The 26,860-nt window shown below is 70.6% G+C and carries 27 protein-coding genes; 15 read left to right on the forward strand and 12 right to left on the reverse strand.

What is annotated here, in order from left to right:
- Nucleotides 1-74 precede the first annotated feature (74 nt).
- A complete protein-coding gene (locus ACWGR4_RS38150; protein WP_452133483.1) occupies nt 75-968 on the reverse strand; it encodes an NADP-dependent oxidoreductase in 894 nt (297 codons plus the stop codon).
- 70 nt (nt 969-1,038) lie between these two features.
- Between ACWGR4_RS38150 and ACWGR4_RS38155 the strand changes: the two genes are divergently transcribed.
- On the forward strand, nt 1,039-1,683 hold the full coding sequence (locus ACWGR4_RS38155; RefSeq protein WP_452133484.1) for a TetR/AcrR family transcriptional regulator: 645 nt from the start codon (nt 1,039-1,041) through the stop codon (nt 1,681-1,683).
- A gap of 54 nt (nt 1,684-1,737) precedes the next feature.
- Nucleotides 1,738-2,673 carry a LysR family transcriptional regulator gene (locus ACWGR4_RS38160; protein WP_380002355.1) on the forward strand — a complete coding sequence of 312 codons (936 nt, stop codon included), beginning with the start codon at nt 1,738-1,740 and terminating at the stop codon, nt 2,671-2,673.
- A 24-nt stretch (nt 2,674-2,697) separates the two neighbouring features.
- On the opposite strand, the gene ACWGR4_RS38165 is transcribed toward ACWGR4_RS38160, so the two are convergent.
- On the reverse strand, nt 2,698-3,447 hold the full coding sequence (locus ACWGR4_RS38165) for a hypothetical protein (RefSeq protein WP_452133485.1): 750 nt from the start codon (nt 3,445-3,447) through the stop codon (nt 2,698-2,700).
- Between the two features lie 320 nt (nt 3,448-3,767).
- Here ACWGR4_RS38165 and ACWGR4_RS38170 point away from each other — a divergent pair, with 320 nt between their 5' ends.
- From ACWGR4_RS38170 to ACWGR4_RS38180, 3 genes are all read left to right on the forward strand, one after another.
- Nucleotides 3,768-4,412 (forward strand): HNH endonuclease family protein, encoded by a 645-nt coding sequence (locus ACWGR4_RS38170; protein ID WP_452133486.1) that lies wholly within the window; start codon nt 3,768-3,770, stop codon nt 4,410-4,412.
- Between the two features lie 119 nt (nt 4,413-4,531).
- Nucleotides 4,532-5,506, forward strand: coding sequence for an ATP-binding cassette domain-containing protein (locus ACWGR4_RS38175; protein WP_380002358.1), 975 nt, complete (start codon nt 4,532-4,534; stop codon nt 5,504-5,506).
- A gap of 7 nt (nt 5,507-5,513) precedes the next feature.
- Entirely contained in the window at nt 5,514-6,335 is an 822-nt protein-coding gene (locus ACWGR4_RS38180) for an ABC transporter permease subunit (protein ID WP_452133487.1), read from the forward strand.
- Nucleotides 6,336-6,379: 44 nt separating this feature from the next.
- On the opposite strand, the gene ACWGR4_RS38185 is transcribed toward ACWGR4_RS38180, so the two are convergent.
- The 3 genes from ACWGR4_RS38185 to ACWGR4_RS38195 form a co-directional block, all read right to left on the reverse strand.
- The gene (locus tag ACWGR4_RS38185; protein WP_452133488.1) at nt 6,380-8,407 is read right to left on the reverse strand and encodes a hypothetical protein; all 2,028 of its coding nucleotides are present in this window, start codon (nt 8,405-8,407) and stop codon (nt 6,380-6,382) included.
- Entirely contained in the window at nt 8,404-9,315 is a 912-nt protein-coding gene (locus tag ACWGR4_RS38190) for a hypothetical protein (RefSeq protein WP_452133489.1), read from the reverse strand. Before ACWGR4_RS38190 ends, ACWGR4_RS38185 begins: the two co-directional genes overlap by 4 nt.
- Nucleotides 9,316-9,385: 70 nt before the next feature.
- Entirely contained in the window at nt 9,386-10,477 is a 1,092-nt protein-coding gene (locus tag ACWGR4_RS38195; protein WP_452133490.1) for a hypothetical protein, read from the reverse strand.
- A gap of 178 nt (nt 10,478-10,655) precedes the next feature.
- Between ACWGR4_RS38195 and ACWGR4_RS38200 the strand changes: the two genes are divergently transcribed.
- From ACWGR4_RS38200 to ACWGR4_RS38215, 4 genes are all read left to right on the forward strand, one after another.
- Entirely contained in the window at nt 10,656-11,201 is a 546-nt protein-coding gene (locus ACWGR4_RS38200) for a MarR family winged helix-turn-helix transcriptional regulator (RefSeq protein WP_380002364.1), read from the forward strand.
- 164 nt (nt 11,202-11,365) lie between these two features.
- Entirely contained in the window at nt 11,366-12,016 is a 651-nt protein-coding gene (locus ACWGR4_RS38205; protein WP_452133491.1) for a DsbA family protein, read from the forward strand.
- 114 nt (nt 12,017-12,130) lie between these two features.
- Nucleotides 12,131-12,631: a nitroreductase family deazaflavin-dependent oxidoreductase gene (locus ACWGR4_RS38210; protein ID WP_380002367.1), complete on the forward strand. Its 501-nt coding sequence runs from the start codon at nt 12,131-12,133 to the stop codon at nt 12,629-12,631.
- Nucleotides 12,632-12,859: 228 nt separating this feature from the next.
- Nucleotides 12,860-13,753 (forward strand): hypothetical protein, encoded by an 894-nt coding sequence (locus tag ACWGR4_RS38215; protein WP_452133492.1) that lies wholly within the window; start codon nt 12,860-12,862, stop codon nt 13,751-13,753.
- A 155-nt stretch (nt 13,754-13,908) separates the two neighbouring features.
- On the opposite strand, the gene ACWGR4_RS38220 is transcribed toward ACWGR4_RS38215, so the two are convergent.
- Nucleotides 13,909-14,391: a phosphatase domain-containing protein gene (locus ACWGR4_RS38220; protein ID WP_452133493.1), complete on the reverse strand. Its 483-nt coding sequence runs from the start codon at nt 14,389-14,391 to the stop codon at nt 13,909-13,911.
- A 129-nt stretch (nt 14,392-14,520) separates the two neighbouring features.
- On the reverse strand, nt 14,521-15,069 hold the full coding sequence (locus tag ACWGR4_RS38225) for a DinB family protein (RefSeq protein ID WP_452133494.1): 549 nt from the start codon (nt 15,067-15,069) through the stop codon (nt 14,521-14,523).
- Nucleotides 15,070-15,236: 167 nt separating this feature from the next.
- Here ACWGR4_RS38225 and ACWGR4_RS38230 point away from each other — a divergent pair, with 167 nt between their 5' ends.
- The 3 genes from ACWGR4_RS38230 to ACWGR4_RS38240 all read left to right on the forward strand — a co-directional run bounded on the left by ACWGR4_RS38230 (nt 15,237) and on the right by ACWGR4_RS38240 (nt 18,005).
- Nucleotides 15,237-16,082 (forward strand): NAD(P)H-binding protein, encoded by an 846-nt coding sequence (locus ACWGR4_RS38230; RefSeq protein WP_452133495.1) that lies wholly within the window; start codon nt 15,237-15,239, stop codon nt 16,080-16,082.
- Nucleotides 16,083-16,736: 654 nt separating this feature from the next.
- The gene (locus tag ACWGR4_RS38235) at nt 16,737-16,820 is read left to right on the forward strand and encodes a tryptorubin family RiPP precursor (protein WP_380002660.1); all 84 of its coding nucleotides are present in this window, start codon (nt 16,737-16,739) and stop codon (nt 16,818-16,820) included.
- 120 nt (nt 16,821-16,940) lie between these two features.
- The gene (locus ACWGR4_RS38240) at nt 16,941-18,005 is read left to right on the forward strand and encodes a cytochrome P450 (protein ID WP_452133749.1); all 1,065 of its coding nucleotides are present in this window, start codon (nt 16,941-16,943) and stop codon (nt 18,003-18,005) included.
- A 51-nt stretch (nt 18,006-18,056) separates the two neighbouring features.
- On the opposite strand, the gene ACWGR4_RS38245 is transcribed toward ACWGR4_RS38240, so the two are convergent.
- The 4 genes from ACWGR4_RS38245 to ACWGR4_RS38260 all read right to left on the reverse strand — a co-directional run bounded on the left by ACWGR4_RS38245 (nt 18,057) and on the right by ACWGR4_RS38260 (nt 22,330).
- Nucleotides 18,057-19,583 carry a serine hydrolase domain-containing protein gene (locus tag ACWGR4_RS38245; RefSeq protein ID WP_452133748.1) on the reverse strand — a complete coding sequence of 509 codons (1,527 nt, stop codon included), beginning with the start codon at nt 19,581-19,583 and terminating at the stop codon, nt 18,057-18,059.
- Between the two features lie 166 nt (nt 19,584-19,749).
- Entirely contained in the window at nt 19,750-20,529 is a 780-nt protein-coding gene (locus ACWGR4_RS38250; protein ID WP_452133747.1) for a MerR family transcriptional regulator, read from the reverse strand.
- A 41-nt stretch (nt 20,530-20,570) separates the two neighbouring features.
- A complete protein-coding gene (locus tag ACWGR4_RS38255) occupies nt 20,571-21,374 on the reverse strand; it encodes an ABC transporter permease (RefSeq protein ID WP_452133746.1) in 804 nt (267 codons plus the stop codon).
- Nucleotides 21,371-22,330 carry an ABC transporter ATP-binding protein gene (locus tag ACWGR4_RS38260; protein WP_452133745.1) on the reverse strand — a complete coding sequence of 320 codons (960 nt, stop codon included), beginning with the start codon at nt 22,328-22,330 and terminating at the stop codon, nt 21,371-21,373. The genes ACWGR4_RS38255 and ACWGR4_RS38260 overlap by 4 nt, the downstream gene beginning before the upstream one ends.
- A gap of 338 nt (nt 22,331-22,668) precedes the next feature.
- Between ACWGR4_RS38260 and ACWGR4_RS38265 the strand changes: the two genes are divergently transcribed.
- The 3 genes from ACWGR4_RS38265 (at nt 22,669) to ACWGR4_RS38275 (ending at nt 25,325) form a co-directional block, all read left to right on the forward strand.
- Entirely contained in the window at nt 22,669-23,442 is a 774-nt protein-coding gene (locus ACWGR4_RS38265; protein ID WP_452133744.1) for a hypothetical protein, read from the forward strand.
- A 93-nt stretch (nt 23,443-23,535) separates the two neighbouring features.
- Nucleotides 23,536-24,186: a PAS domain-containing protein gene (locus tag ACWGR4_RS38270; protein WP_452133743.1), complete on the forward strand. Its 651-nt coding sequence runs from the start codon at nt 23,536-23,538 to the stop codon at nt 24,184-24,186.
- A gap of 5 nt (nt 24,187-24,191) precedes the next feature.
- Nucleotides 24,192-25,325 (forward strand): aminotransferase class I/II-fold pyridoxal phosphate-dependent enzyme, encoded by a 1,134-nt coding sequence (locus ACWGR4_RS38275; protein WP_452133742.1) that lies wholly within the window; start codon nt 24,192-24,194, stop codon nt 25,323-25,325.
- 31 nt (nt 25,326-25,356) lie between these two features.
- Here the strand turns inward: ACWGR4_RS38275 and ACWGR4_RS38280 are convergent, their stop codons facing one another.
- Complete coding sequence (locus ACWGR4_RS38280; RefSeq protein WP_452133741.1) at nt 25,357-26,856, reverse strand: purine-cytosine permease family protein; 1,500 nt, start codon at nt 26,854-26,856, stop codon at nt 25,357-25,359.
- Nucleotides 26,857-26,860: the final 4 nt, after the last annotated feature.

Below are 26,860 nucleotides of genomic sequence, written 5' to 3' on the forward strand. Positions count from 1 at the left end.
GGCCGGGCCCACCCGGGCCCGGCCGGTCGCACCCCCGCCCACCCGATCGTGGCGATCGGGAGCGGGGCGGGGCCTCAGACGAGGATGACTCGGCGCCCGCGGGTGTGGCCTGCCTGGCTGTCGACGTGTGCCGCCGCGGCCTCGGCGAGGGTGTACGACTTCTCGATCGGGATGTGCAGCCTTCCCCGGGCGATGAGGTCGGCGGCCTCGGCGAGCGCGTCGGGCACGCTTCCGGCCGTGCCGGAGAAGCGCACTCCGAGGTCCGGCGCGCCGAGGTCGGCGATGGAGATCACCCTGCCCGGATCCCCGGTCAGCTCGACGAGTTCGCGGATCACTCCCGAGCCGGCCAGATCGAGCGCCGCGTCGACCCGGCCGAGCCCGCGCACCCGCTCGACCCAGCCCTCGCCGTAGGTCGTGGCGACCGCGCCCAGGCCGCGCAGATAGTCCTGGTTCGCAGCACTGCCCGTACCGATCACCGCGATGCCACGATCGCGGGCGATCTGCAACACCGCCGACCCCACTCCCCCCGACGCACCGCTGACCAACAGCGTCTGCCCGGGTTCCACACCGACCTCACGGATGATGCGCAGCGCGGTCTCCACCACGGACGGGTAGCCGGCCGCCTCCTCGAAGCTCAGCCCCTCGGGCATCCGGGTCCAGGCCGACATCACGGCGAACTCGGCGTAGGTGTCCCACCCTTCGCCGAACACATGGTCGCCGATCTCGACTCCCTCGACGCCTTCGCCGACCTCGTCCACCACCCCGGCGGCGTCCAGCCCCACTCCGGCGGGCAGCTCGATCGGATGGGCCGACAGTTTCTGGCCTTCCCGGATCCTCCAGTCGACGGGGTTCACCCCCGCCGCCCGCACGGCGATGCGTATCCGGCCGGGGCCCGCGTGGGGCTCCTCGGCATCCAGCAGGTGCAAAACATCGGGGCCGCCGAACTCGGCGAAGCTCACTTTCTTCATGCCGTGGACCGTAGCACTAACGGTTAGTGTTTTGAAACTGTTGCAGTCTCATACCTGATAGCATCGGCGCATGACCGAGCCAGTCGGCCGCCGCGAGCGCAAGAAGGCCGCGACCCGCCGGAATATCGCCGACACCGCCCTGCGGCTCTTCCTGGAGCGCGGATACGACGCGGTGGGCATCCGTGACGTGGCCGCCGAGGCCGACGTGGCCGTCACCACGCTCTTCTCGCACTTCGCCTCGAAGGAGGCCCTGGTGTTCGAGCGGGACGAGGACTTCGAACAACGCCTCACCCGGGCGGTCGGCGACCGGGAGCCGCACGAGCCGATCGTCCCCGCGTTGCGGCGCGAGATGCGGGCCATGGTGCGCCATTGCGCATCGGAGGGCGCCGCCCCGACCTGGCACATGATCGACACGACGCCCGCACTGCGCGAATACGAGGAGTCGATGCGACTGCGTCACGCCGAATCGCTGGCAGCGGCCATCGCCGCCGACCTCGACCTGCCCCCGGGCACCACGGCCTGCCGGACGATCGCCAGGTTCGTGACCGACGCCCATTCGCTGGCCCGCGAGGCGGCCGATCCGGACGCCGCGGTGGATGAGATCTTCCGGATGATCGAGGCGGCCTGGGAGGTCACCTTCCCTGCGGCGTCTCACTCCGTGTACAACCGATCGGCGACCGCAAGCACCACCACAGGCGGCACACCCGGGGCTTGAACAACCGTCGGACCGCCGCACCACAACCAATGGTTGTGCCCATAGGGTGTCCGCATGGACCTCGACGCCGTCCGGACCTTCGTCGCCGCCACCGAGGCGGGGCAGTTCCAAGAGGCCGCCACCGAGCTGGCGGTCACCCAGCAGGCCGTCTCCAAGCGCATCGCCGCACTGGAGCGCACCCTCGGCGTACGACTGTTCACCCGCACCCCGCGCGGCGCCGAACTCACCATCGACGGACAGGCGTTCCTGCCCCACGCCCGGGAGCTGCTGCGCGTCGCCGAGCGGGCCGTCGAGTCCGTACGCATCGGCCGCCGCCCGCTGCGCGTGGACGTGCTCAGCTCACGCGGCGCGGCGTCGGGCCTGCTTCGCGGCTTCCATCGGGCACACCCCGAGGTCGAGCTCGACGTGGTGATGTTGTTCGGCATCGACACGGCCATCGCCGCCATCCGGTCCGGTGCGATCGACGCGTCCTTCCGCGCCGTCACCATGCCGGGCCGGCCGCTCCCCGACGACATCGAGTCCGCCCGGGTGCTCGACGAGCCTCTCCAACTCCTCACCGGCCCCGCACACGTGCTGGCCGGCGCCCGCTCGGTGCCCCTGGCCGGGCTCGCCGGGCATCGGATCTGGATGCCCGGCATCGTCCCCGGCACCGAGTGGGCGGCCTATTACGACGACCTCGTTGCCGAGTTCGGGCTCACCATCGAGGCGACCGGCCCCAACTTCGGCGCCGACGCACTCCTGGACACCGTCGCGGACACCCCCGCCCTGGCCACCTTCATGGGCGGGGACACCCGCCTGGTCTGGCCCACCGACCACGGCCTGCGCCGCATCCCGGTGACCGACCCGATGCCCGTCTACCCCCACTCACTCCTGTGGCAGCGCGGCAACCCCCACCCTGCGCTGGCGACCCTGCGCACCCACCTCGCCGACACGGCCACCGCACCCGACGCGCCGGGAACCTGGACCCCCGACTGGGCGCGCCCGCGCTGAACCCGCAGACCGGCCCACCCGGCCTCAGACGCGTTGCCCGGGCGCGAGTTCGACGATGCGGTCCGGATCGGGGCGGCGGGCGACGACCGGCTGATCGAAGTCGAGCCAGTCGAGCGTGATGCCCGTATCCGCCCCCTCCCCCACGGTCATCCGGGCCGGGAGCGCGGTCCCCTCGGCGGGGATGTACAGCAGCATGTCGCCCAAGGTGTCGTCGTGCCCCCCGAGTACGATCATCCGCCGGCCGTCCACCTCGGCGTCGCGATGCCGCTCACCGTCGCGGACGGCCTCGGCGAGCTCGCGCATGTCGGCGAGGTCCTTGATCCGGTCCGGTTCGGTGACGAGCGGGCTGTCCGAGGGCAGCCGTACGTACTTGTCCGTCAGTCGCTCGGCCAGTTCCCGGTTTGTCCGGCTCCAGGTCCCGGCGTCCCCCTTGAGGTACACCTCGGAGCCGGTCCCGACCAGATCGAACACCCCGACGCCGACCTCCTCGACGGTCGCGGTGAAGGCCTTCGAACCGAGGTCGATCCGCATGTCCATACGCACCGTGCGCGCCTTCACCCGGATCACACCCCGCAGATGCACGGTCCGCACCCGCATCGCGGCGAGCGAAACGCGCGTGTACAACACCCGATCACTGAGCGTCGAGTTGTCGCCTGCGACATCGCTCGCCGTCTCGTCCGGCGAACTCCCCGATGGATCCGGGGTTTCCGCACATCCCGCGACCAACATCAACACGATCCCCGCGGCCCCCACCGCGTTCCGCGCCGACCTCATCCGCACACGCTTGAACAACTGACTCCCCATCACCCACGGCCCCACCGGCGCCAACTGCCGTACATCATCGCGGGATCCGAATCCGGGCTCCCCGCCGGGGTCCAACGGCCGCGTCGGCGGCCCTGTGCCCGGCCCGGCGCCTCGATCGGCCTGCCGCACAGACAAGTTCGTACCAAGCACCGGCACCCGCCGTCGTGGTCACGGTTACCGAATATTCACACCACGTAGGGTCCCGGCGGCCCCTCGGGGTCCGGCACGCTGGTCGCGATCCGCGCCCGGGTCCGGGCCGGACGCCACCACGTCACTCGGGAGGCCACACCTTGTCCACCTCGACCGTGCTCCGTCGCGCCGCAACGACCGTCTGTGTCACCGTACTTGCCCTCGCCGCGACCTCGACCCTGACCACTCCCGCGCAGGCCGCGTTGCCGACACCCGTCTCCGCCGCGACCGCCCGCTCGTATCTGGCCGGCATGTCCGCCACCGCCGAGACCCACGGCGACAGCTACGACCGCAGCCTGTTCCCGACCTGGATCACCATCTCCGGGACCTGCGACACCCGCGAGTGGATACTCAAGCGCGACGGCGCGGGCGTGACCACGAACTCGGCCTGTTCCGCCACCTCCGGCACCTGGACCAGCGCCTACGACAACGTCGTCACGACCGACCCGTCGACGTTCGACATAGACCACGTGATACCGCTGGCCGAGGCCTGGGCCTCCGGCGCCTGGGCCTGGACCACCACGCGTCGCCGCACGTTCGCCAACGACGTGAACGACCCGCAACTCATCGCCGTCTCCGCCTCGTCCAACCGCTCGAAGGGCGACCGGGACCCCGCCGAATGGCTGCCCCAGGCCTCCTACCGCTGCACGTACGCCCGGGCCTGGGTCCAGGTCAAGCACGACTACGCGCTCACCGTCGACAGCAGCGAGAAGAGCGCCCTCACGTCCATCCTCAACGCCTGCTGATCACCCGCCGCGAACCGGGCACCCCGGCCGCCCGTTCACCCGTTTCCCACACTGCGGATGCGGATTTCCTCGACAGAAGCGATCATGTAGACCGCACGAGGAGAAAGCGGCACATATCCATGATTGTTGCGGAAAACCTCACCAAGAGGTACGGCGCGAAGACGGCCGTCGACGACGTCGGCTTCGAGGTCCACCCCGGACGGGTCACCGGGTTCCTCGGACCCAACGGCGCCGGGAAGTCCACCACGATGCGGATGATCCTGGGCTTGGACCGACCCAGTGCCGGTCGGGTGACGGTGGACGGTCGGGCCTACCGCGACCTGAGCGCGCCGATGGTGGAGGTCGGCGCGCTCCTCGACGCCAAGGCGCTGCACGGCGGCCGCACCGCCCGGGACCACCTGGTCGTACTGGCCAAGTCCAACGGCATCCCGCTCACCCGCGTGGACGAGGTCCTGGACACCGTCGGCCTCACCTCGGTCGCCAAGAAGCGCTCCGGCGGTTTCTCCCTGGGCATGGGCCAGCGGCTGGGGATCGCCGGAGCGCTGCTCGGCGATCCTCGGGTGCTGCTGTTCGACGAGCCCGTGAACGGGCTCGACCCCGAGGGAATCCTGTGGATCCGCAACCTGATGAAGCGCCTCGCCGGCGAGGGCCGCACGGTCTTCGTCTCCTCGCATCTGATGAGCGAGATGGCGCTGACCGCCGACCACCTCCTGGTCATCGGGCGCGGGCGGATCCTCGCCGACACGGGCGTCGCCCAGTTCATCGCGGAGAACTCGGTCAGCCACGTGAAGGTGCGCTCGCCGCAGGCGGATCGGCTCGCCGAACTCGCCGCGGCGGAGGGTTGGCAGGTGAACCGGGACCCGGCGGGCGCGCTGTTGGTCCGGGACGTGACCACCGATCAGGTCGGTGATCTCGCCGGGCACAACGGGGTGTTCCTGCACGAGCTGGCGAAGGTCGAGGCCTCGCTCGAAGAGGCGTTCATGCGGCTCACCGCCGACAGCGTCGAATACCACACCGGCGGTACACCCCCGAAGGTCGCCGCCGAGGCGGTCCCGGGATGGGGTCCGCCGACCGTCGCCGACCGGATCGGATGAGGCCACGATGACGACGACCGCACCCGCCGCGCCGACCGCCGTCGCGCCCGGCGCGCGACTGACCTTCGGCCGGATCCTGGACTCCGAGTGGGCCAAGATCAAGACCGTACGCTCGACCGTGTGGACCCTGCTCGCCCTGTTCGTGGTGAGCGTGCTGATCAGCTGGGGCATCGCGGGCCTGGCCGCGAGTGACGTGGCCAAGCACGTGGCCGAGGGCAGGAAGAACGACGCGCCGGATCTGCTCACCGTGGGCGTCGCGTTCGGCCAGATCGCCGCGCTGGTGCTCGGCGTGATGTCGATGACGGCCGAATACTCGACCGGCATGATCCGTACCAGCCTGACCGCGGTGCCGTGGCGCGCGTCGATGCTCACCGCCAAGGCCGTGGTGCTGGCCCTGGTCCTGTTCGTGGTGGGCGCCGTCACCGGGTTCTGCTGCTACTTCCTGGCCAACCTGATGCTCGACGCCAAGGACGTCGGCGTCCCCCTCGGCGATCCCGGCGTGATCCGGGCGCTGATCGGCACGGGCCTGTACCTGGCCGTCCTCGGCCTGTTCGGCATGGCCCTGGGCGTACTGCTGCGGCACACCGCCGGCGCCATCACCCTGGGCATCGCGCTGATCTTCGTGGTCGGCGGCGTGGTCGGCCTGATCCCCGGCAAGACCGGCGACTGGATCGCCAAGCTGATGCCCGCAAACGCCGGCAGCCAGGTCATGTCGGTCGAGGCCGCGGACAAGATGCTCCAACCCTGGCCGGGCTTCGCGGTCTTCGCGGCCGAAACCCTGATCCTCCTGCTCCTCGGCACCCTCCTCCTCGAAAAACGCGACGCCTGACCCCGCCGCACCGGAGCCGGCCCCGTCCCGGCACGGGACTCGGGTCAGTCGTCCTCCTCCTCGTCGTCGATGTCCTCGTAGACGTCCACGAGCCGGCTGCGGAGGTCGTCTGCGCGGGGGCTCTCGTCGGCCCACCACGGGGTGGGGCGGGGTTCGCCCGCGGGGTCCATGAGCAGTGAGCCGTCTATCGCGGTCAGCCAGGGGTATGCCTCGGCCGCGGCAACCGGCTCGTCCCATTCGTCGGGGTCGAAGTCCATTTCCTCGATGCCGCGGATCCTGGGGACGGGTACCGGCAGTTGGTGGTGCTTCACCATCCACGTGTTGCGGAAGAAGTCGAACCGCAGATGGAAGCAGTCGTCCGTCTCGGTGTAGAGGATCGGCGGCACGAGGAAGTGGGCGGCGTCGACCGTGGCCGCCACATCGAGGTAATTCGTCTCCGTGCCACCCGCGTTCCAGCAGGCCGCGAAGTTCACCGGGGTCAGCGAATCCTTGCCGAGCACGTGGATCCGGTTGTCCCGGACGACGAACTTCTCCGGATCCAGAACCACGTCCTGGCCGAGCATCAGGATCGGCGCGGGCATGATGTGCGCCTTGGCGAAGTCCTGTGCCGCCTCGTTGAGTTCGATGATCTCGCCGAGGCGCGTGGCATCGAAGCTCAGAAAGTCGTGGAACGGACAGCAGGCGCCGTTCGACTCCTCCGATTCGGGGAAGAGCAGGGACTTGTCGAAGGGCGCGACGGCGTCCCCGGGGCGTGCTTCCGCGAACTCGCCCTGGACCACGCCCCATTGCTCGGCGAGGAAGGCGGGGATCCAGTCCGCGTTCTCGGCCTCGATCACGACCGACTCGCACGTTTCGCGGAACGCCGTGTCGCCGAGCTTGCAGTTGAAGTAGTCGAGCAGGGTGATCGCGGCACACGCGGCCAGTGACAACCCCTCGCGCCGCCCGAACCAGAAGTCGTAGCCGTTCGCGACGAAGTCCACCCCGCGGAACCGCTTGTGGACGAACGGTTCGCGCCGTGCGTCGTCGGCGGTCGGCACGTTCCAGTGCGCGGCGGCGACACGGTTGTAGTAGGCGTCGGCGTAGCGGGCCAGCTCCGGGGCGAAGACGCTTTCGCCGGTCAGGTAGCACGCCTTGCCGAACAACGCGCCGATCTCGGGATCGTGGGCAATGTCGGACTCGGCCCGGTGGTAGACGAGTTCGGTGCGCAGGAACACCTTGCGGCCGTCCCGGTAGGGCGCGCCCTCGTGTTCGTACCGCTGGTCGAAGACGACGCAGTCGAAGGCCGCGATGTCGGTGAGCGCGACGCCCCCGGTCAGGTCGAGCGCGGGCTCGCCCGAGCCGCCGGTGAGGTAGAGCAGCACCGTGTACCGGGAGACGTGCCCACGTGCGGCGTCGTAGTAGGGCGTGTCCCGATGCCGGTGGAAATTGGCGTCGCCGGGCTCGAAGCGGTTGCACCGGAATACCGGGTTGACGTGCGAGAAGCCGTCGAGCATCGCCTCCGGCAGCCCTCCGGCCACCGCCTGGGTGAGCGCGTCGGCCAGGAACGCCGAGTGGAAGATGAAACGTTCGCCGCCACGGGAGCCGCCGTTGAGCGGCGGGACGTAGAGGTTCGACGCGTCCAGGCCCTCGAGGCGGGCGCGGGCGGCGTCCGGCAACCGCAGCCGTGCCGAGTAGGCGTCCCGCGCGAGTCGCACCGGTTCGTCGAGGGTGAACTCCAGCGGGACACCCTCGAAGAGGCGGTCCAGGGGCACGATGTTCTCGAAGGTTCGGAACGACAGTTCGCGCGGGTCCACGAACACGGCGGCCAGGTGCGGGACTTCAGCGCTCGGCCGGGCGAACCGCTCCCGCACCGCCGCGTCGATGTGCTCCGCGTCGACGAAGCGCACCGCCTTGAAGCGTGCCGTCGGATGCCAGGACACCGCCAAGCCGTCGACGACGGCGGCCGCTCCGGTGTCGATCGTGTCGACCTCGGCGCGGTAGCGGGCCACCTCGTCCCGGTTGACCGCGCCCGTCGAGCCGGCCGACAACGCGAAGAAGCGGTCGCGGAGTTCGATGAGGTCGATGGCGGTCACACGCTCCTCCAGAAGCTGCGCAGTGCGCTCGAAAACCCGGTGGCGGACGCCAGAATCCGCACGCCGGCGTCGGTGACGTCCTGGCGGTGGGCGAGCAGTCGCCGTAGCGAACCGGCGAACGGCGCCTCGACCAGGGCCTGCGCGCCGTCGGCGCCGATGTGGTTGTAGCGGAGGTCGAGGTCCCGAAGCCACTCGAAACGGGCCAGTTCGCGTACGCCCTCGCCGGTGAGTCGGTTGCGCTGGAGGTGCAGTCGCCGGACGTGGGCGAAGTTCGGGGAGGCGGCCAGGGCCGCCATGCCGTCGTCGCCGATGCCGCAGTAGCGCAGGTCGAGCGTGTCGATCCGTCCGGTGGAGGTCGCCGCGGCGAGGCATCGGGCGCCGGGGTCCGCGAAGCGGAAGTACGAGAGGTCCAGTTCGCGGATTCCGCCGAGGTCGAGATCCGCGAGGGCGTCCGCCTCGTGGGGCGGCGGCGGGAGCGGCATGTCGTGTTCGTCGAAGTCGGGTTCGTCGTCGAAGTATTCGGCGTCCGCCTCCTCGGCGGCGCTGCCCGGCCGGATCCGCAGTCCGGTCACGAAGCGGCCCGCCAGGGCCTCGGCGATCCGCGCGGGGGCTTCCGGCTCCCAGGCGACGACCACCTTCGTGGCGAAGCCGTGCAGCCGCGCCACGGCCTGTACGCCCTCCGGCAGTTCGGCGTCCCAGCGCTCCCGGTGCTCCTGCGTCAGGAGTTCGATCTCGGCTCGCAGCGCCCGCCGTCGGTCGTCGCGGACCTCGCTCGCGAGACGCAGATCCAACTCGATGAGGCTGCCACGGGCATCACCCTGCTCCCGCAACAGCTCACCGTAGGCCCGCCAGGTGCCGAGATCTCCCGGATCCGCACGCAGTATTCGCTCCAGCGACGCAACTCCCATGCCGGGCAACAGTAGGGGCTGTCTCCGACACACCGGCCGGCTCGGCCCAACGCCCCGCCACGACCGGCGGTTACCGCGCCGTGCCCATCGGCCGCTTGGAATCCCGGTAGGGGCAGGCCAGTTGGTGCAGGATCTCCTGGGCAAGCAGGTCCTCGCGACCCTTCAACGCGTCCGCCGAGCGCCGGTCGTGCGGGAACACCAGTTCCGCCGCGACATTGTCCTGCACGATCCGGGCCAGGTTGTCGAGGGCGACGAGGACCGGGTCGGTGGGCGGCTGGGCGGTCGCGATGTCGATCAGGTGTGAGTCGGCCGTCGCGGGGTCCATGAACCGTTTGACGATGATCGAGTTCTGGTTCAGGGCGGACGTGGTCCAGATCGACAGGACGACGACGTACAGGCCGGGCCAACCGGCGGGGCCGACCTCGTCCCGCCACCGGTTCATCAGCTCGGTCACGCCGTCGATCTGCGCCCGGGCCGCGTACTCGATGTTGGTGGCGATGGCCTCGCCCAGGCCGCCGGTGAAGTCCTCGAACGACCGCATGTCGAAGGCGGCACGGCCGGTCGCTTGTGCGATGAACTCCAGCGCCGCGTCCAGGATTTGCCCGCTCGCCACAGCGAGCCGGCCGGGCAGGCGCGCATCGTCGAGCTGCCGTCGGGCGTCGGCCAGGGTGGCGCCGAAGGCCCGAAGCGGACCGATCCACTCGTTCGTACCGGGGCCCTTGAACGCCACCATCTCCACGTCGTGCCGGTCCAGGCGCGCGGTACCGGGCGGGTTCGGGATTCGCCGGCTCAGGTATGGCGCGAGGATCGAGAAGATGCCCAACGGCACGTGGGCGATCGACTTGGCCGGTTCGAAGATGTCGGAGACGGGCCACAGCGACTCCCGCCGGCCCTCGTGTACGAGGGTGAACAGGCCGCCTCGGGAGTCGTTCTCCACGACGACGACCGGCCCGAGGTGCGGGATCAGCTCGGCCCGCAGCGTGTCGTAGTGGCGCCGCGTGGCGCCGTCGATCGCGACGATCGTGTTGCGGGCCCGCAGTTCGGCGCCGGCCGGATCCGGCCCCGGATCGCCCGCATCCGGGGCCGCGGCGCCGATCCCGCCGAGGAACGTCGAGGCGCCGATGGCCGTCACGGACCCGAGGAAGTCCCTACGCGCGGTCATGCTGCACACGCCCGCCTCTCCGCCGCTGCGTCCCGGGCCCGGCCCCGTTGTCGACCTCCAGCGTGAGGGCGCGCGACGGCGCGATGCCATCCCTCGTTCGACTGAACGCGCGGGGCCGTCCCCGCGCCGAGCCACGGCGCCGGCCGGGAGTGGGAGAGGCGATGATCTCGGAGGCGCGATGATCGTCGTGGGAGTCGGATGGGGCGAGCGAAGGGGGCGGAGCGTGGGCGAGAACGACGGCGCCGGGATCGAGTCGGCGCAGGATGCCGCGAACGACGAGCTGGTGCTCGCGTTCGGGCGGTTGCAGGGGGCGGCGGGGCGGCTGGAATACCTGCTCGGCGGCGCGATCGAGGAGGAGTTCGGGATCAGTCACCTGATGTACGAGGTGCTGCTGATCGTGGGCCGGGCGGGTGGCGCCGGCATGTCGATGCGCGCGATCGCACAGGAGCGGGTCCTGACCACGGGCGGGATGACCCGCCTGGTGGACCGCATGGAGGCGGCCGGCCTGGTGACGCGCACCGACGACCCCACGGACCGTCGCGGCAAGCTGGTACGGCTCACCGCGCACGGCCGGGACGTCGTGGTGCGGGCCAGTCGACTCCACGTGCAGAACATCCGCCGCCACTTCCTGGCCCCGCTGCCGGAGGAGGCCCGGGAACAGTTCATGGAGTGCCTGCGCATCCTGTCCCACTCGGCCCGCGACGCGCTGCCGCGCCTGCGCTAGGGCCGCCGGCGCTCGCCGGGTCGCCCGATCGAGTACACACCGCGACGGGAATACCTGACAGGGCAGATACTGTTGGAGCAGATACATTGCCCCGGGCAGCGGTTGCGCCCGGAGCGGTGCGGTGCGTGCACCCGAGCCATTCCCTCCCGAAAAGGTCCCTTCCCGTGAAACTCATCTACGTCTTCGACGCATACTGCGGCTGGTCCTACGGCTTCGCCCCCACCCTCGCCGAGGTCACCGCGCGCCGGCCCGAACTGCCCGTCGAGGTGGTGTCCGGGGGGCTGTTCACCGGGCCGCGCGCCGTGCCGATCCGCGAGTTCGGCTACGTACAGGGGGCGAATGCCCGGATCAGCGAGCTGACCGGGGTCGCGTTCGGGCCGGCGTACGAGCGGCTGATCGCGGACGGGTCGTTCGTGATGGACTCCGCGGCGGCCGCGCACGGCATGGCGGTGCTTCGGCGGGCGGCGCCGGATCGGGCCGCGGCACTGGCCGGTGACGTGCAGGCCGCGTTCTACCGCGACGGGCTGAGCCTGTCGGAGCCCGGTACGTTCCTCCGCGTCGCCGCCGCGGCCGGCCTCGACACGACGGAGATCGCCGCCGCGCTCGACGCGCCGGCCGGGCGTCACTCGGCCGAGGCCGACTTCCGGCGGGCGGCCGAATTGGGCGTGACGGCGTACCCGACCCTCCTGGCCCAGGACGGCGAGCGCATCGCGGTCCTGGCCGTCGGCCGCGCCGATCCCGACACGATCGACACCGCGCTGGAACGATTCGGCGCGGGCCGCACCGAGACCACCAGCAGGTCCGCAAGGCCATGACGCCCTGACGCCCCGGTCGGCCGGGCCCCCTCGACACAGGGTTGATTATGCGCATAATCTTATGCGCATAATCAATCTGCCGTCAGGCACAGTCACCGCCCGTCGAGGAGAGCCATGACCACCGACATCGACCAGAGCACGAGCGCAATACCCACCGGCGACTACGAACCGAGCGCGTCGCCGTGGGTCCGCGAGCACGTCGAGCAGATCATGCGCACCGGGACCACCGAGGGCATCACGATCAAGGGCCTGCCCACCGTGCTGCTCACCTATCGCGGCGCCAAGTCCGGCAAGATCCGCAAGACACCGGTGATGCGCGTCGAGCACGAGGGGCGTTACGCGGCCGTCGCCTCCAAGGGCGGCGAACCGACCAACCCGCAGTGGTACGCCTCCCTCGTCGCCGAACCCGTCGTCGGCCTCCAGGACGGCACGGTCGCCGGCGGGTATCGGGCGCGCGAGGTGTTCGACGACGAGAAGGCCGTGTGGTGGCGCCGGGCCGTGGCGGCGTACCCGGACTTCGCCGACTACCAACTCCGGACCGACCGCCTGATCCCGGTCTTCGTCCTGGAACCCGTCGACGCGAACACACCGGCGCAGCACGACGTCGAGCACTGAGTCGACCCTCGCGCCCGGCGAAGGCGGCCTCCACCCCAGGGCGCCGCTTTCGCCGGCGCCCCACCCCCGCCATCTCGACGAAACCCCCGCCGGCGCAGGCGAGTCCGCCTACCCTGATCGGGGAGGGTCGTGCGCGGTGGTGCGCGGCGACCGTGGGGGAAGCGCGTCCGTATCCGCGTCCACCGGGCGCCGATCACCGGACGCGGTGAGACGGTGGGGGTATTCGGCATGTCCTTCGGTGTGTCCTCGAACCAGGCGTCGGGCGTGCGCACGCTCGGCCGGACGGTGTGTGCGGCGACCGTGGCGGGATCGCTGGTCGCCTGCGGGGTGGTGGTCAAGCAGGGTCTTCCGGCGCTGACCGTCGAGGTGGCCCGGCTGATGATGAGCCAGGGCGGCGACATCACGGTCGAGCAGGCCGCCAAGCTCACGGTGACCGTGCTGGGACCGATCGCCCTGGAAGCACTGCTCGCCGCGAGCACATCCGACCCCGGCCCCGGCACCGGCCCGTCCGGCGGCGTCGTCCCCGTGACGCATCGAATCGCCCCCGCCACGACGCAACCGGTCGACAACGACTGGACGATCGTGGTGCGCCGCAAGGTCGGCGGCACCGTGCGGAACGCCGGATACCGAGTTGCCTACGCCGGCAAGGTGTACGTGCTCACCAACGGCCGTACCGCGCAGTCGTTCGAGCCCAGTCGGAAGCTGATCACGATCGACGCCACCTCGGACACCGCGACCGCCGTCGCCGTCGTGGACAGCCTGGAGCAACCGGTGCGCAGCTCGGGCAAGTTCCGGCTCCTGGTGGCGGGCAAGTACACCGACTACGACTTCGACTCCGACAAACGCTCCGCCTCGCACGCCGGCACCGACCTGCACGCCGGCCTCGGCGGCCCCTCGGCCGCACACGGCGCGCGGTACACGAAGTTCTCCGGCGACAAGACACCGTCCCTACAGGACTGCATCACCGAACCACCGGACGCCTGGGGCAGCGACTTCAACAAGCTCAACCCCTACGGCCACTACTGCCTGCAAACCACCGACGGCCACTTCGGCACCCTGGCCCTCAGCACCACGAGCGAATACTCCTACACCATGTGGCAAACAGCAGCCGCCACAAAGTGACATACGATCACCCCAAACCAACGCAACCCAACCCGAGGGGAAACGTGGCGCGGGTGGATGTCGTCGAGGCGCGGGCGCGGTTGGTTCACGACCCGGAGACCGGGCCTACATGGCCGTCGGGTGCGTGAGTTGCGGGCCTGGGCCGGTCGGGGGGATCAGGTGCGGCCCGCGTCGTGCTGGGCTTGGCGCAGTGTCTGTGAGGGGGGCATCCAGTCGGCGCGGATCACCCGGAAGCCCGCGGCTCGGTAGGCGTCGCAGACCAGGGCGTCGTCGTCGACGACCATCGCGACGGTCCGGCCGCGTGCGAGCTTTCGCAGCAGTGCGGGTTTGGCGACCCGGGCCGGGCGGCGGTCCCGCTCGGCACGCATCAGCAGGCGGCCGGCGGGCAGCCCGTGGCGATCCAACCAGTCGACCGTGTCGCGCCTGCAGCGCTCCGGGCGGCCGGTCAGGTACACCACCTCGTGCGCCTCCGCACTGCTCCGCGCGAGTTCGACACCCTCGGCGAGCGGCGCGTCCCGCGTCGCGGCCGCGAAGAACGCGTCCCAGTCCCGGGGCGACGCCTCGACGAAGTGCAACCGGTGACGGGTATCGGCCACCGTGCCATCCAGGTCGAACACCGCCAGCGGACGGGATATCACAAACGCCTCCACGACAATCCGGACTCGGTCGCGCAGTCTACGCCGACCCCGCGGGGTGCCCGAGCGTCGGCTCGGCTCCGCCGCCTCACGCCCCGCCGTCGGTCGGCCCGATCCGCGCGGCCGCGATGTTCACATGCCCGTTGTGCCGTCGAGGCGTTCGCGGAGGAGGTCGGCGTGGCCGTTGTGGCGGGCGTATTCGGCGATCATGTCGACCAGGATTCTGCGTAGCGAGATCGGCTCCCCCGTACGCTTGCGCGTTCCCGTTTCGTCCAACGAGGGCGCGGCGGCGGTGATTCGGCGCGAGTGTTGGCACTCGGCCCGCCAGACGGCGAAGGCTTCGTCGGTGTCCCCGTCCAGGCTGTCGAAGTCCTGGTCGGGATCCTCGTCGGAGTAGTAGAGCAGCGGAAGTTCCTCGCCGGCGAACTGGATGCGGAACCACCAGCGCTCGACACCGGCCAGGTGCCGCACCAGGCCGTGCAGGGACATCGTGGACGGCGGTACCGCCCGTTCGGACAGCTGCTCCGAGGACAGCCCGGCGCACTTGAGCTCGAACGTGTCCCGGTGCCAGTCCAGCACCGCGCTCAGCGTTTCCCGCTCGCCTCCCACGGAGGGCGGAGCGGGTCGATCGTCCCCGTCCCATCGGGGTGCGTAGTGCCGGGGCGGGGGCGTGCCGTCCATGGTCCACCTTCCGGGTCGGAGTCCGACCGAGTATGACCGGCTCCACCGACACCCGGCCCGAGCGAGACCCGGCCCCACCGACATCCGGTGACAGATGCGCGAAACGCGTGCTACGGTCACTCTCGTCGAATTGAGTCAGTCAACTAACTAACAAGCAGGAGACGACAATGATCGTGATCACGGGTGCGACCGGCAACATCGGCCGGGCGCTTGTGGGGCAGTTGGCGGCAGCGGGCGAGGACGTCGTGGCCGTGTCGCGGCGCCCGCGACTCACGGACCTTCCGGACGGCGTACGGCACGCCCGCGCCGACGTCGGGGACGCGGCGAGCATGCGGCCGGTCCTCGACGGCGCCGACGCGTTGTTCGTCCTTGTGGCGGGTGAACTCAACGCCCACGGAGAAAGCCCGGACCACCTGGTCGGCGCCGCCGCGGACGCCGGGGTCGGGCGCATCGTCCTGGTCTCGTCCCAGCTCAACAGCACCCGTCCCCAGGCCGCTTCGCATGCCCGGTTGCGGGCGTTCGAGGCGGCGGTGCGCACGTCGGGAACCGACTTCACGGTCCTGCGCCCGAGCGCCTTCGCGTCCAACGCCTTCGCGTGGGCAGAGTCGATCCGCGGCAAGCGCACGGTCTTCGCCCCGTTCGGCGACTCGGCGCTGCCCGTCGTCGACCCCGCGGACATCGCCGACATGGCCGCGGTCATACTGCGCGAGGACGGTCACGCCGGCCGAACCTACGAGTTGACCGGACCCGAGGCGATCAGCCCGCGCCGGCAGGCCGAGGTCATCTCGGCGGCGCTGGGCGAACCGGTCGCGTTCGTGGAGCTGTCCCGCGAGGAAGCCCACGCGCACATGGCGCAGTTCATGCCGGAAGAGGCGATCGGCGGCACCCTGGACGCCCTCGGCCTCCCGCTGCCGGCCGAGGTGGAGGTCGGCCCGGACGTGGCGAACGTCCTGGGTCGTCCGGCCCGACCGTTCGGCGAATGGGTGGCCCGCAACCTGCCGGCGTTCCGGTAGCGGCCCTCCCGGGCGCGCGAACGGCGGCGCGTCCGGGAGGGGCTTCGGCCGACGAACGGTTTCCGACCTCCCGCCCGGGCCAACGGGACACGCCGAACTCCCCTATGCCACCGACCACTTCGCGCCGGCCGAACGATCGGACGGCCGCCCGACCCGTGATGGCATCGCGTCGCCTCACCAAGCCACCCATCCCTTCGGTGACACGCACCCCGACCACGACCATCGCCACATCGGCCCACCTCGGCGGGACGGCGAGGCCGCCAAGCCGTCACCGCCGCCGGTTGCCACCGGCCCGGGCATCCGGCTCCGCCGGCCCACTTTCCCCGTGGCCGAAAGAAATCCGTTTATTCGCGCTCGCACTCGCCTCCCGCACATACCCGGAACCGCCGACGGATCTTCCGGCAACCGCACACCCAAGATCGCCGAACAGCCGCTTACATCTTTTGTGTGAGGAGTGTGTGAGTAGCGTGTGAGGAGTGTGTGGGAGCCTTTTTGATCTGTGATCTACATCACATTGACGCACCTTTCGTATCAAGGCTTCACTTTCGAGGCGACGAGAATCGAAAGGCGGATTCTCTAGCAGTGGATATCGCTCCACCGGCCCGGGTCGTATAGGGGACCCGGCCGGTCCACAGTCACCTGGAGGTTGTCGTGGTGAAGATCGTCAACTCTTTCTCCAAGAGGTTCAGGGTCGAGAAGAGCCTCAAATCCGCCACCTGGTTCATCTGGTACAGCTGATCGTTTCGATCGACTCCGCCTGAGCTTCGGCCGAGTCGGATCGCCGCCCGGGCTCGCGCCCGGTGGAGCCGCGTCCCGGCTCCACCGGGCGGGAGACTCTACGTCCTGTGGAGAGCACCGATGAATCGTTTTGACACGGTCGGAAGTGCCCGGGTCACCCTTTTTGCACCGAGGATCGAGGAACTCCTGCGCGAGCGTCGCGGTGCGGGGTTTTTCCGCATCGACGGCGACACCGTCGGAGTCGCCGATCCGGAATTGATCAACAAACTCCTGGAGAGCAGATCGGCCCACGAATTCGAGCGGCCGACTTTCAAGCCGCTCCAGGGAAGATCGATAGAGCGGGTGGAGGCCAACGACGTCCTGCGGGCCGTCTCGCACGACGTGCGCGCCGCATTGGGCGGACCGGCTCCCGATTCCGTCGATCTTTCCGGAATCTGGCCGCGTATGGGTCACGCCTATCTTCGCGATCTTCTTTTCGGGTCCGACCCGTTGCGGTTCCGCATGCTCACCGATCGCCGCCTCGAAAAGGCGCCGGTACTCACCCGCGCCATGGTCCGCACGAGTGCCGTCCTGCCGGGAAAGCCCGCTCTCGACCCACCGGTGTCCCGCCTCGCGACCGCCACCGCCACCGCCGCCGCCGAGCACGGCGACCGGCGCTACGCCATGGGCCTGTACCGCCGGGTCGCCGCGCCGGTGTGCCTGGGGGTCGCGGCACTGGTCGCCAACGCGCTCTGGCTCGGCTCGCCGTTCCATCCCGACGCGAGCAACCGGCACATCGTGCTGGAGTCGCTGCGGTTGTTGCCGCCGTCGTGGAACATTCTGCGAGTGGCGTCCCCCGAGTTTTCCGCCGTGGACTCCCGGATCGGTCCGCACGACGACGTGCTGCTGCTGCCGCTGCTGACCCATCGCGATCCCGAATTGTGGCCCGATCCCGACGTGTTCAGCCCCGAGCGCTGGCACGAGTCGGACGAGGACGACCACCCGGGCTACATCCCCTTCGGCCACGCGAGCGATCGTTGCCGAGGCCGGCACCTGATCGTCCCACTCGCCGAACACCTCATCGAACGCCTGCGCGCCGACGGCCTCGCGGTGAACCCCGGACAGACCACTGCCAAAGTGCCGCTCACCGGCCTGCTCGGGGTCACGCGGGTACAGGTGTCCAGAACCTGCCCACCCGGCACCTGAGTTCGGCGCGACGCACCGTCACGCTCGGGGTCCCGGGACCCCGTCCGGCCCTCAGCCCTCGTGCGCCACGACCCTGCCGCCTCGGTAGAGATACCGAGTCCCGTCCAGCGTGAAGAACTTGATCGTCTGCCACTCGCGCGTGTCGGACACGCGGTGGACGTACAGGTCACGGCCGGCCGGCAGGAGGCGGAACTCCGACGGCGTCCGCCCCTCGAACGTCCGGCGCACGTACAGCGCGCCGTCGCGTTCGAGGACATCGTCGACGATGCCGGTGGCCGGGTAGCGGCCCAGGTATCCGCCGGCATCGCGTGGCGGAGTACTGCCGTCGGGGGTGTGCCGCGGGCGTGGTGCGACGTGGGCGAGGTCGGTGAAGATCTCCCGGAACAGGTCCACGTGCAGCGCGGCGTTGTCGCCGCCGTTGGTGAGCAGGACCACGGCGATCCGGGCGTCGGGCAGGATGCGCAGGAAGGACGCCTGGGCGTGGGTGGTGCCGTCGTGGCCGTAGGCGGTCCGGCCGTTCCAGTCCCAGCGGGCCCAGCCCAGTCCGCGGGTTTCGCCGCCGTCGGCGGTGTCTGGGGTGTTGGTCTGGAACGAGCGCATCGCCTCGGCGGAACGGGTCGACAGGATGCGCGTGCCGTCTGCCGCGCGGCCGTCGTCCAGGTGGAGGCGGGCGAAGGTGAGCACGTCCTCGGCGGACGAGCAGGCGATGCCGGCGGGGCCCGAGGAGCGGGGTATCCAGACGGGGTTCACGTGCGGGGGCCGATCCCGTTCCCAGGTGTGTCCGGCGGCGACGCGGTGGGCGAGCACGTCCTCGGGCAGGGTGTGCGTGCGGGTCAGCCCCAGCGGCTTCAGGAGGCGTTCGTGGAGTGCGGCGTCCCAGGTCGTACCGGTGACGCGCTCGATGAGTCGGCCCGTGAGCATCAGTCCGGCGTTGCAGTACGAGTAGGCGCGACCGAGCGGGTGCACGCCGCGAACGTCCCTGAGCAGCGCGGCATATCGCTCCAGGCAGTCGTCGCCGCGACCGGTGTCGGTGAGCACGTCGCCGTCGATCCCGCTGGTGTGCGTGAGCAGGTGACGCAGGGTCAGGCGGGCCGTACGGTCCGGGTCCGACAGGCGCAGTTCGGGCATCACGCGTGTCACCGGTGTGTCGAGGTCGAGCAGGCCCTCGTCGACCAGGCGCATCGCCACGGTCGCGGTCCAGACCTTGGTGACGGAGCCGATCTGCCAGACGGTGTCCGGTGTGGCCTCGACCCGGTCGTCGACGTTGGCCATGCCGGTGGCGAGCTTCGTGACACGGTTGCCGGACAAAATGCCCAGCGCGGCGCCGGGGACCTGGTGGCGGGCGGCCAGTGCGTCGAGCCTGGCCTGCCAGTGCCGCGCGGCCGGGCCGGCGGCGGACGGGTCGGCGGGCGCGGGTGGTTGCTCGGCGGCGGACGCGGACGGGGCGAGAGCGGAACCGGCCGCGGTGGCGCCGGCCGCGAGGCCCAACGACCCACGCAGCACGGCACGCCGGGTGGGCGACACGGACTCGTGGTCGGCGGCCCCGTCGGAGGAGGGGGTATCACGATGGTCGATCACGGTGCGAGGCTACGAAGCCGACCCGGGCCCACGCGTCCCCCGAGCGTACGAGGACCCGAGTACTGCCCCGCACACTCGACCGCCACGCGCGTCCTACGCCCGTACTCGCTCCCAGAGCCGATACCGCCGCCCGGGCCCCTCGCCGGCCTCGCCCTTCCTGTTCGGCTCATCGTCGTTTCGGGCGTACCCGTTCGAGTCTGGTCCAGCCGGTCCAGCCGCGTTGTTCGAGGAGTTCGATCAGGCGGCGGGCCGGGGGCGCGGCGTCGAAGGCCAGGGTGTCCATCAGTTCGGCGAACGGGGGCTCGATGTCGGTGTCGTCGACGTACGCCTCGCCCCGCTCGTCGGCCATCCGGGTGAGACAGGCGGCCAGTTCGTCGGCCAACTCGACCAGGCTCGGATCGTCGTCGGCGCGGTCGAGGGCTTGGCCCAGGATGCGGTGGAAGGCGATCAGGTGCGGGTCGGCGAGTTGTTCGCGTTTGCGCGCCATCCATTCCGGGACACGCTCGGGCGAGCGTGCGACCAGGGGGATCCAGCCGTCGCGCTCGACCCGGACGATGCGCTCGTCGACGCCCGACGCCCGCAGGTGGTCCAGGAATTCGACCACCTTCGGGGGCAGCACCAGGCCGTCCCCGGAGGCGAGCCGGGCGATGCGCTCGCGGTGCCGTTGCCGCTCCCGGATCTCGGCCCGCAGCCGTCGGTCGACGGCCGCGATCGCGGCGGCGAACTCCTCCTCGTCGGCCCGCAACAACTCCCCTACCCGGGCCGGCGGAACGCCGGCCTCGGCGAGCGTGCGGATCCTGATCAGTTCGACCACGGCGCCGGCGCCGTAGCGGCGGTATCCGGAATGGTCCCGCTCCGGCTCGGGCAGCAGTCCCTTGGCGTGGTAGTGCCGCACGGCGCGTACCGTCACCCCGGCGTACGACGCCAGTTCACCGATGGTCAGCATGTGGGCACGGCCTCCTCGATCGTTCTCCTCTGCCCGTCCGGCTACCGGTTGGCCGCGCGGGTTCGGTACAGCCGCCGGGACCACGCATATCCCACCGACCCGATTCCCACACACCAGCCCACCGCCCACCACACGGCGGACCCGTCCGGCGATCCGGCCACAAGGCCGCGGCAGGCGTCCATGATCGGCGTGAACGGCTGGTGTTCGGCGAACCACCTCAGCCCGGTCGGCATCGACGCGACCGGCACGAATCCGCTGCCCACGAACGGCAGGATCACGAAGATCATCGGAAGGTTGCTCGCGGTCTCCGGATCCGGACTGGCCAGCCCCAGCGCCACGGTGAACCAGGTCATCGCGAACGACAGCAGCGCGAGCAGGCCGAGCAGCGCCGCCCAGTGCGCGGCAGAGGCGTCGGTCTCCAGACCGAGCAGGAACGCCACCCCGAGGACCACCGCGAGCGCGTGCGCGGTCTGGATCATCGCGCCCAGCACATGCCCGGTGAGCACCGAACTCTCGGCGATCGCCATGGTCCGGAACCGGTCGATGATCCCGTTGGTCATGTCGCCGGCGACCAGGACCGCGGTGCCGATGGACACGCTCGCCACCGTCATGGTCAGGATTCCGGGGGTGATGAAGGTCAGGTAGTCGTCGCGATCCCCCGCCCCGGATCCCGGCAGACCGGCGCCCATCGTGCCGCCGAAGACGTACACGAACAGGAGGAGGAACAGCAGGGGTTGCCCGATCAGCATGATCGTCATCGACGGGTAGCGGACCATGTGCCTGAGATTGCGCCGCAGCATGGTCATCGAGTCGCGGACGACGTACCTCGACGTCGCGGTGCTCATACCGACACCCCCTCGGCGGGCGCGCCGACGCCGGACCGACCGGTGAGCGCCAGGAACGCGTCGTCCAGGTCGGGGGCGTGCAGGGCAAAACCGGTGACGGCGTCGTCGTCCACTCCGGCCAGGAGCCGACGCAGTGCGGCGAGGCTGCCGTCGTATGGCACGGTCACGGTCAGCGCCTCGGCGTTCGGGCTCGACTCGGGCCACCGGCGCGCCAGTTCGGCCAGGTGCTCCCCGTCGACGGCCCGGAACTCGACGCGGCCTCCCGGGACCAGCCGTTTCAGCTCGGTCGCGGTGCCCTCGGCGACCAGCCGGCCGCCGTCGAGCACGCCGATCCGATCGGCGAGCCGGTCCGCCTCGTCGAGGTATTGCGTGGTGAGCAGGACGGTGACTCCGTCGGCCACCGACTCCCTGACGATCCCCCACAGTTCGCGGCGGCTGTGCGGATCCAGGCCGGTGGTCGGCTCGTCCAGGAAGATCAGCCTCGGCCCGGTCAGCAGGGTCATCGCCAGGTCCAGTCGGCGCTTCATGCCGCCGGAGTACGTCCCGGCCCGCCGATCGGCGGCATCGGCCAGGTCGAACCGCTCCAGCATCCGCTCGACGCCGGTCCGCGCCCGATGTCGGTCGAGCCGGCCGAGATCGGCCATCAGCCGCAGGTTCTCACGCCCCGTCAGCAACTCGTCCACGGCGGAGAACTGTCCGGTCACCCCGATCGACGCCCGCACCCGAGCGGCTTCACGGTGTATGTCGTATCCGCCGACGCGGGCTCGGCCGGCGTCGGCCGGGAGCAGCGTGGACAGGATCCGGACCGTGGTGGTCTTGCCGGCCCCATTGGACCCGAGCAGGGCGTAGACGGTACCGACGGGAACGGTCAGGTCGACGCCGGCGAGCACCCGGTGGTCGCCGTACGCCTTGCCGAGGCCGGTCACCTCGATCGCGTGCGTTGTCTGTGTCGTCATGCCGACCATGCTGGAAGGTTGACCCTGCGTCAGGGTCAAGCCGTCGCAACGCTCCTCGTACCTCCGCCCGTCCCGGGTGCGGAGGATTGCGCGTGGCACGAAATACTCTTCCGTGCCAGTGCAGTTCGTGCCCTGTCACCGCTCCCGCCCGCACCGCAGACTGGCCGCGGCCCATGATCCGCCCGCGCGGCTCCCTCCCTTCCCCGTGGGTGAGTTCGCAGCCGCGCGGGCCCGGCCGACCCCGGACGGCCCCCGCGTCGTGCCGCCGCCGAGCGCCCGCGATCATGTACCGCAGCCACGATCGATGGGGTCGGGGCGGGAGCGGATCGGAATCATCGATGGCGCGTGTGGGTTCGGCTGCGTCGGGACGCCTGGCGGCGGCCGCGGCGGTGGGAATGGTCCTGGTGACGGGATGTTCGCCGGCTGCGGATCTGGCCGACACGGCCTCGGCCGATCTGTCGACGTTGAGCGCCGAGGCGGTGTCGAAGCGGGTCGCCAGGGCCGTGGACCGCGTGCATTCGGTCCGTGTCACCGTGGAGTTGCGGCGCAACGGCGCCACCCAACGCACCGATCTCCGGTTGGACATACGCACCGGCAACTACTCGGCGACCGGCAAGACGTCGAGTTACACGATCGAGACGGTGCGGATCGGTGAGGATGTCTACGTCAAGGCTTCGCGCGCCTACTGGCAGTCGCGGCTCGGGCGCGACAAGACCGCCCTCCTGAACTCGCTCGACGGCAAGTACGGCCACGTGGCCACCGACGACCCGGCCCGGTCCACCATGAAGAACCTCAGCCAAAAGGCGGACCCGCACACCGTGCTCCCCACCCTGGGGAAGGCCGATCGCCGTCCCGACTCCACCGTCGACGGCCGGCGCGTGGTCGTGTTCGCCGAGCCCGGCGAGAAGAACCCCGACCTCCTGTACATCCCGGCCGAGGGCCCGGCCCTGCCCGTCAAGATGGCCGGCTCCCCGGCCAAGGGCGGCTCCGACACGGCGACCATGACCTGGTCCGAGTACGACCAGCCCGTCGACATCCAGGCCCCCGCACCGGACCGAATCGTCGAACTCCCCAGCCTCGGCACCGCCCCACCCGGCGCCGGCCTGCTCTGAGCCACCCCTCACCCCCTCGCCCGGTGCCGACGGCGCGCGCCCCGGCACGACGGTGACTGGACGTTTCGTCCGGTCCGGACGTACAGTCCAGGCATGGGTGTGGTGGCGAACGAAGACGACGCGGATCCCCGGGTGCGGATGTGGGAGCCGGTGGGGCGGGCCGTCGCGTTGTTGCTCGGGCCCTACGCCGAGGTCGTGTTGCACGATCCCGGGACCGACCGGGTCCTGGCCGTGTGGAACCCGTTCACCTCGCGCGGGCCGGGCGACCCCTCGGCCCTGGGCGAGTTGGCCGCGTTGGATCCGGCGGCGCGCGACGTATACGGGCCGTACGAGAAGGTGCTCGCGGACGGCCGCCGGCTGTCGTCGGTCAGCGCGGTGTTGCGCGACGCGCACGGGCAGCCGGCCGCGGTGTTGTGCGTCAACCTCGACCGCGCGCCGCTGGAGCGGGCCGCCGCCGTCCTGTCCGCGTTCGGCGCGCCGACCGTGCGACGCCCCGAGCCGCTGTTCGAACAGGACCTGTCGGCGCGCGTCGCCGAGGTGGTCGGCGGCCATGTCCGCGCCACCGGGCGCCCCGCCGAGCGCATGACCCGCCCGGACCGGTTGACCGTCGTCGCCCGCCTGGACGAGGTCGGCGTGTTCGCGGTGCGCCGCGTCGTCCCGGTCGTCGCCGAGGCCCTGCGGGTGTCCCGGTCCACCGTGTACGACCTGTTGGCCGATGTACGAGCGACGAGCGAGAGAAGCTGACGACCATGACCCGGCTGCCCGATTTCCGGCTGGAAACGTATTTCTCCCGCTGGGAGTTCACCGCCCGCCACCACCTGACCGCGTCCGACGCGCAGACCATGACGCTGAGCGAACTGCTCGAACTGGCGGACGACACCGACCGGGACGCGTTCGAGCACCTGTCCCTGGGCTACACCGAGACGTTCGGCGACCCGGGCCTGCGGGCGGCGATCGCCGGCACCTACGACCACATCGAGCCGGACGACGTCATCTGCTTCGCGGGCGCCGAGGAGGCCCTGTACGTGGCGATGAACGTCCTGCTCGACGCCGGCGACCACGCCGTCGTGCTGACCCCGAACTACCAGTCCGCCGAGACCGTTCCGCTGGCCCTGTGCGAGGTCACCGGCGTGGCGCTCGACCCGGCGCGGGACTGGGCCCTGGACCTGGACGCGGTGGTCGCCGCGATCCGCCCGAACACCCGGGTCGTCTCGGTGAACTTCCCGCACAACCCCACGGGCAAGGTGATCGACCGCGCCGAATTCGCCGCCCTGGTCCGGCTGTGCGACGAGCGTGGCATTCATCTGTTCGGCGACGAGGTGTATCGCGGCCTCGAACGCGATCCGGCCCGCACCCTGCCGCAGGCCGCCGACCTGTCGCCGCGTGCCCTGTCGCTGAACGTGACGTCGAAGTCCCTCGGCCTGCCCGGCCTGCGCATCGGCTGGATCGCCTGCCGCGACCGGGCCCTGCGCTCGCGCCTGGAGCGGGCCAAGCACTACACCACGATCTGCAACTCCGCGCCGAGCGAGGTGCTGGCCAGGATCGCCCTGAAGGCCCGCGAGACGATCCTGGCCCGCAACCGCGCCCTGATCACCGCCAACCTGACGGCGTTCGACGCGTTCTTCGCCGAGTATCCCGACGACTTCGAGTGGCGGGCCCCCGACGGGGGTTGTGTCGCCTACCCCCGCTACCTCGGCGCGGACGGGGTCGAGGCGTTCTGTACGCGCCTGGTGGAGGAGGCGGGCGTGCTCCTGCTGCCCGCGAGCATCTACCGCTCCGACCTCACCCCGACCCCCACCGACCGTTTCCGCATCGGCGTCGGCCGCGACCACGCCGAGGCCGCCCTGTCCGCCTTCTCCACCTGGCTGCGCACCGGCCGCTGACGCCGACGCCGAGCCTTCCGGCGGAGCGGCGTCATCCCGTGGCGCGCGGCGCCGAGCGCACGACGGCGCTCGGACCGTCGAGCCGGTTCCGGCTGTCCCGGATCGCCTCCCGCTCCCGGGCCGGATCGAAGCCCCGGGTGGCCAGGAAGTAGGCGGCGCCGGAGACGACCAGGCCGACCACGAACGCGATGTCGGCGCCGTCGAGCGCGTCGACCATGGGCCCGGTGTAGAAGCCGGTGGTCATGAAGGGAATCGACGCGGCCACACCGAGGGCGTAGGAGAGCAGACCCGCTCGCCCCCAGCGGCCGTAGATGCTGTCGGGGCTGAAGATCTCGGTGATGGCGTAGTGGCCCCGGCGCACGAAGTAGTAGTCGATGAGATTGACCGCGGTCCAGGGCGCCAGGGCGTAGAGGATGAGCGTGATGAAGTCGTTGAAGCTGTCCAGGTACTTCCCCGGCAGACCCTCGGCCACGGCGAAGACGACCGCGGCGCCGGTCGCGACGCCGACGACACGGGTGCGGGCGGTCAGCGCGATCGGCCGGAAGGCGTGCACGATGCTCAGGCCCGAGAGCATCGCGCCGTAGAGGTTGACTCCCATGATGGCGATCGCGCTGGGGACCAGGACCGCGATCACGGCGGTCTTGCCGAAGCCGGAGAAGAGCGTGTCGCCGATGTCCTGGAGGTTGACCAGCGCGTCGGGGACGGGAACGGAACCGGCGATGAAATTCCCGAGCACCATCAGCCAGATCGCCGACAGGGCGGCCCCGGCGTAGGTCCAGCCGATCACCCCGCGCGCGGAGGTGTCAGCGGGCAGGTATCTGGAGTAGTCGGAGACGTAGACGGCGTAGCCGAGCTGGTAGCCGGCGGCGGCGACGAACTGGGCGAGTGCGGCGGCCCAGGTGAAGGAGGCGGTGTGCGGGTCGTGATGCGGGCTCAGGTGCATCAGGGCGAGCACGGTGAGGATCCCGAACACCGGTACGACCAGGTACGGCAGCAGGCGCAACACGGTGTGCAGCAGGTCGTAGCCGACGATCGCGAGCACGGCCGCGAGCAGTACGATCACCACCGCCCACAGCGTGGTCGAGCCGGGTAGGACCGTCTCCAGCACCTGGGAGGCCAGCAGTACGCCGAAGGCGCTGAAGCCGATGTAGACGCAGATGACGGCGAGCATCGGTACGAGCGCGCCGCGGGTGCCGAACTGGGCGCGTGACTGGATCATCTGCGGCAGGCCCATGGTGGGCCCCTGGTTGGCGTGGAAAGCCATGAAGCAGGTGCCGAACAGGATGCCGAGGACGGTGGCCGTGATCGACCAGCCGACGGACAGTCCCATGACCGGTCCCGCGAAGCCGACGACCATGGTGGTCGGCACGAACTGTCCGGTGAACCAGAACGGCGCCTGGTGCCAGGCGCGGCCGTGCCGCTCGGACTGCGGGATGTAGTCGATCGAACGTGTTTCCAGGACCGGGCCGCTGCGCGAGTTCTCGCCGGGTGCCGGCTGCCGGCTCCTCGTCGCGCCTGTGTGGTCAGCCATGTGC

It is taken from the genome of Embleya sp. NPDC055664, from assembly GCF_053618075.1.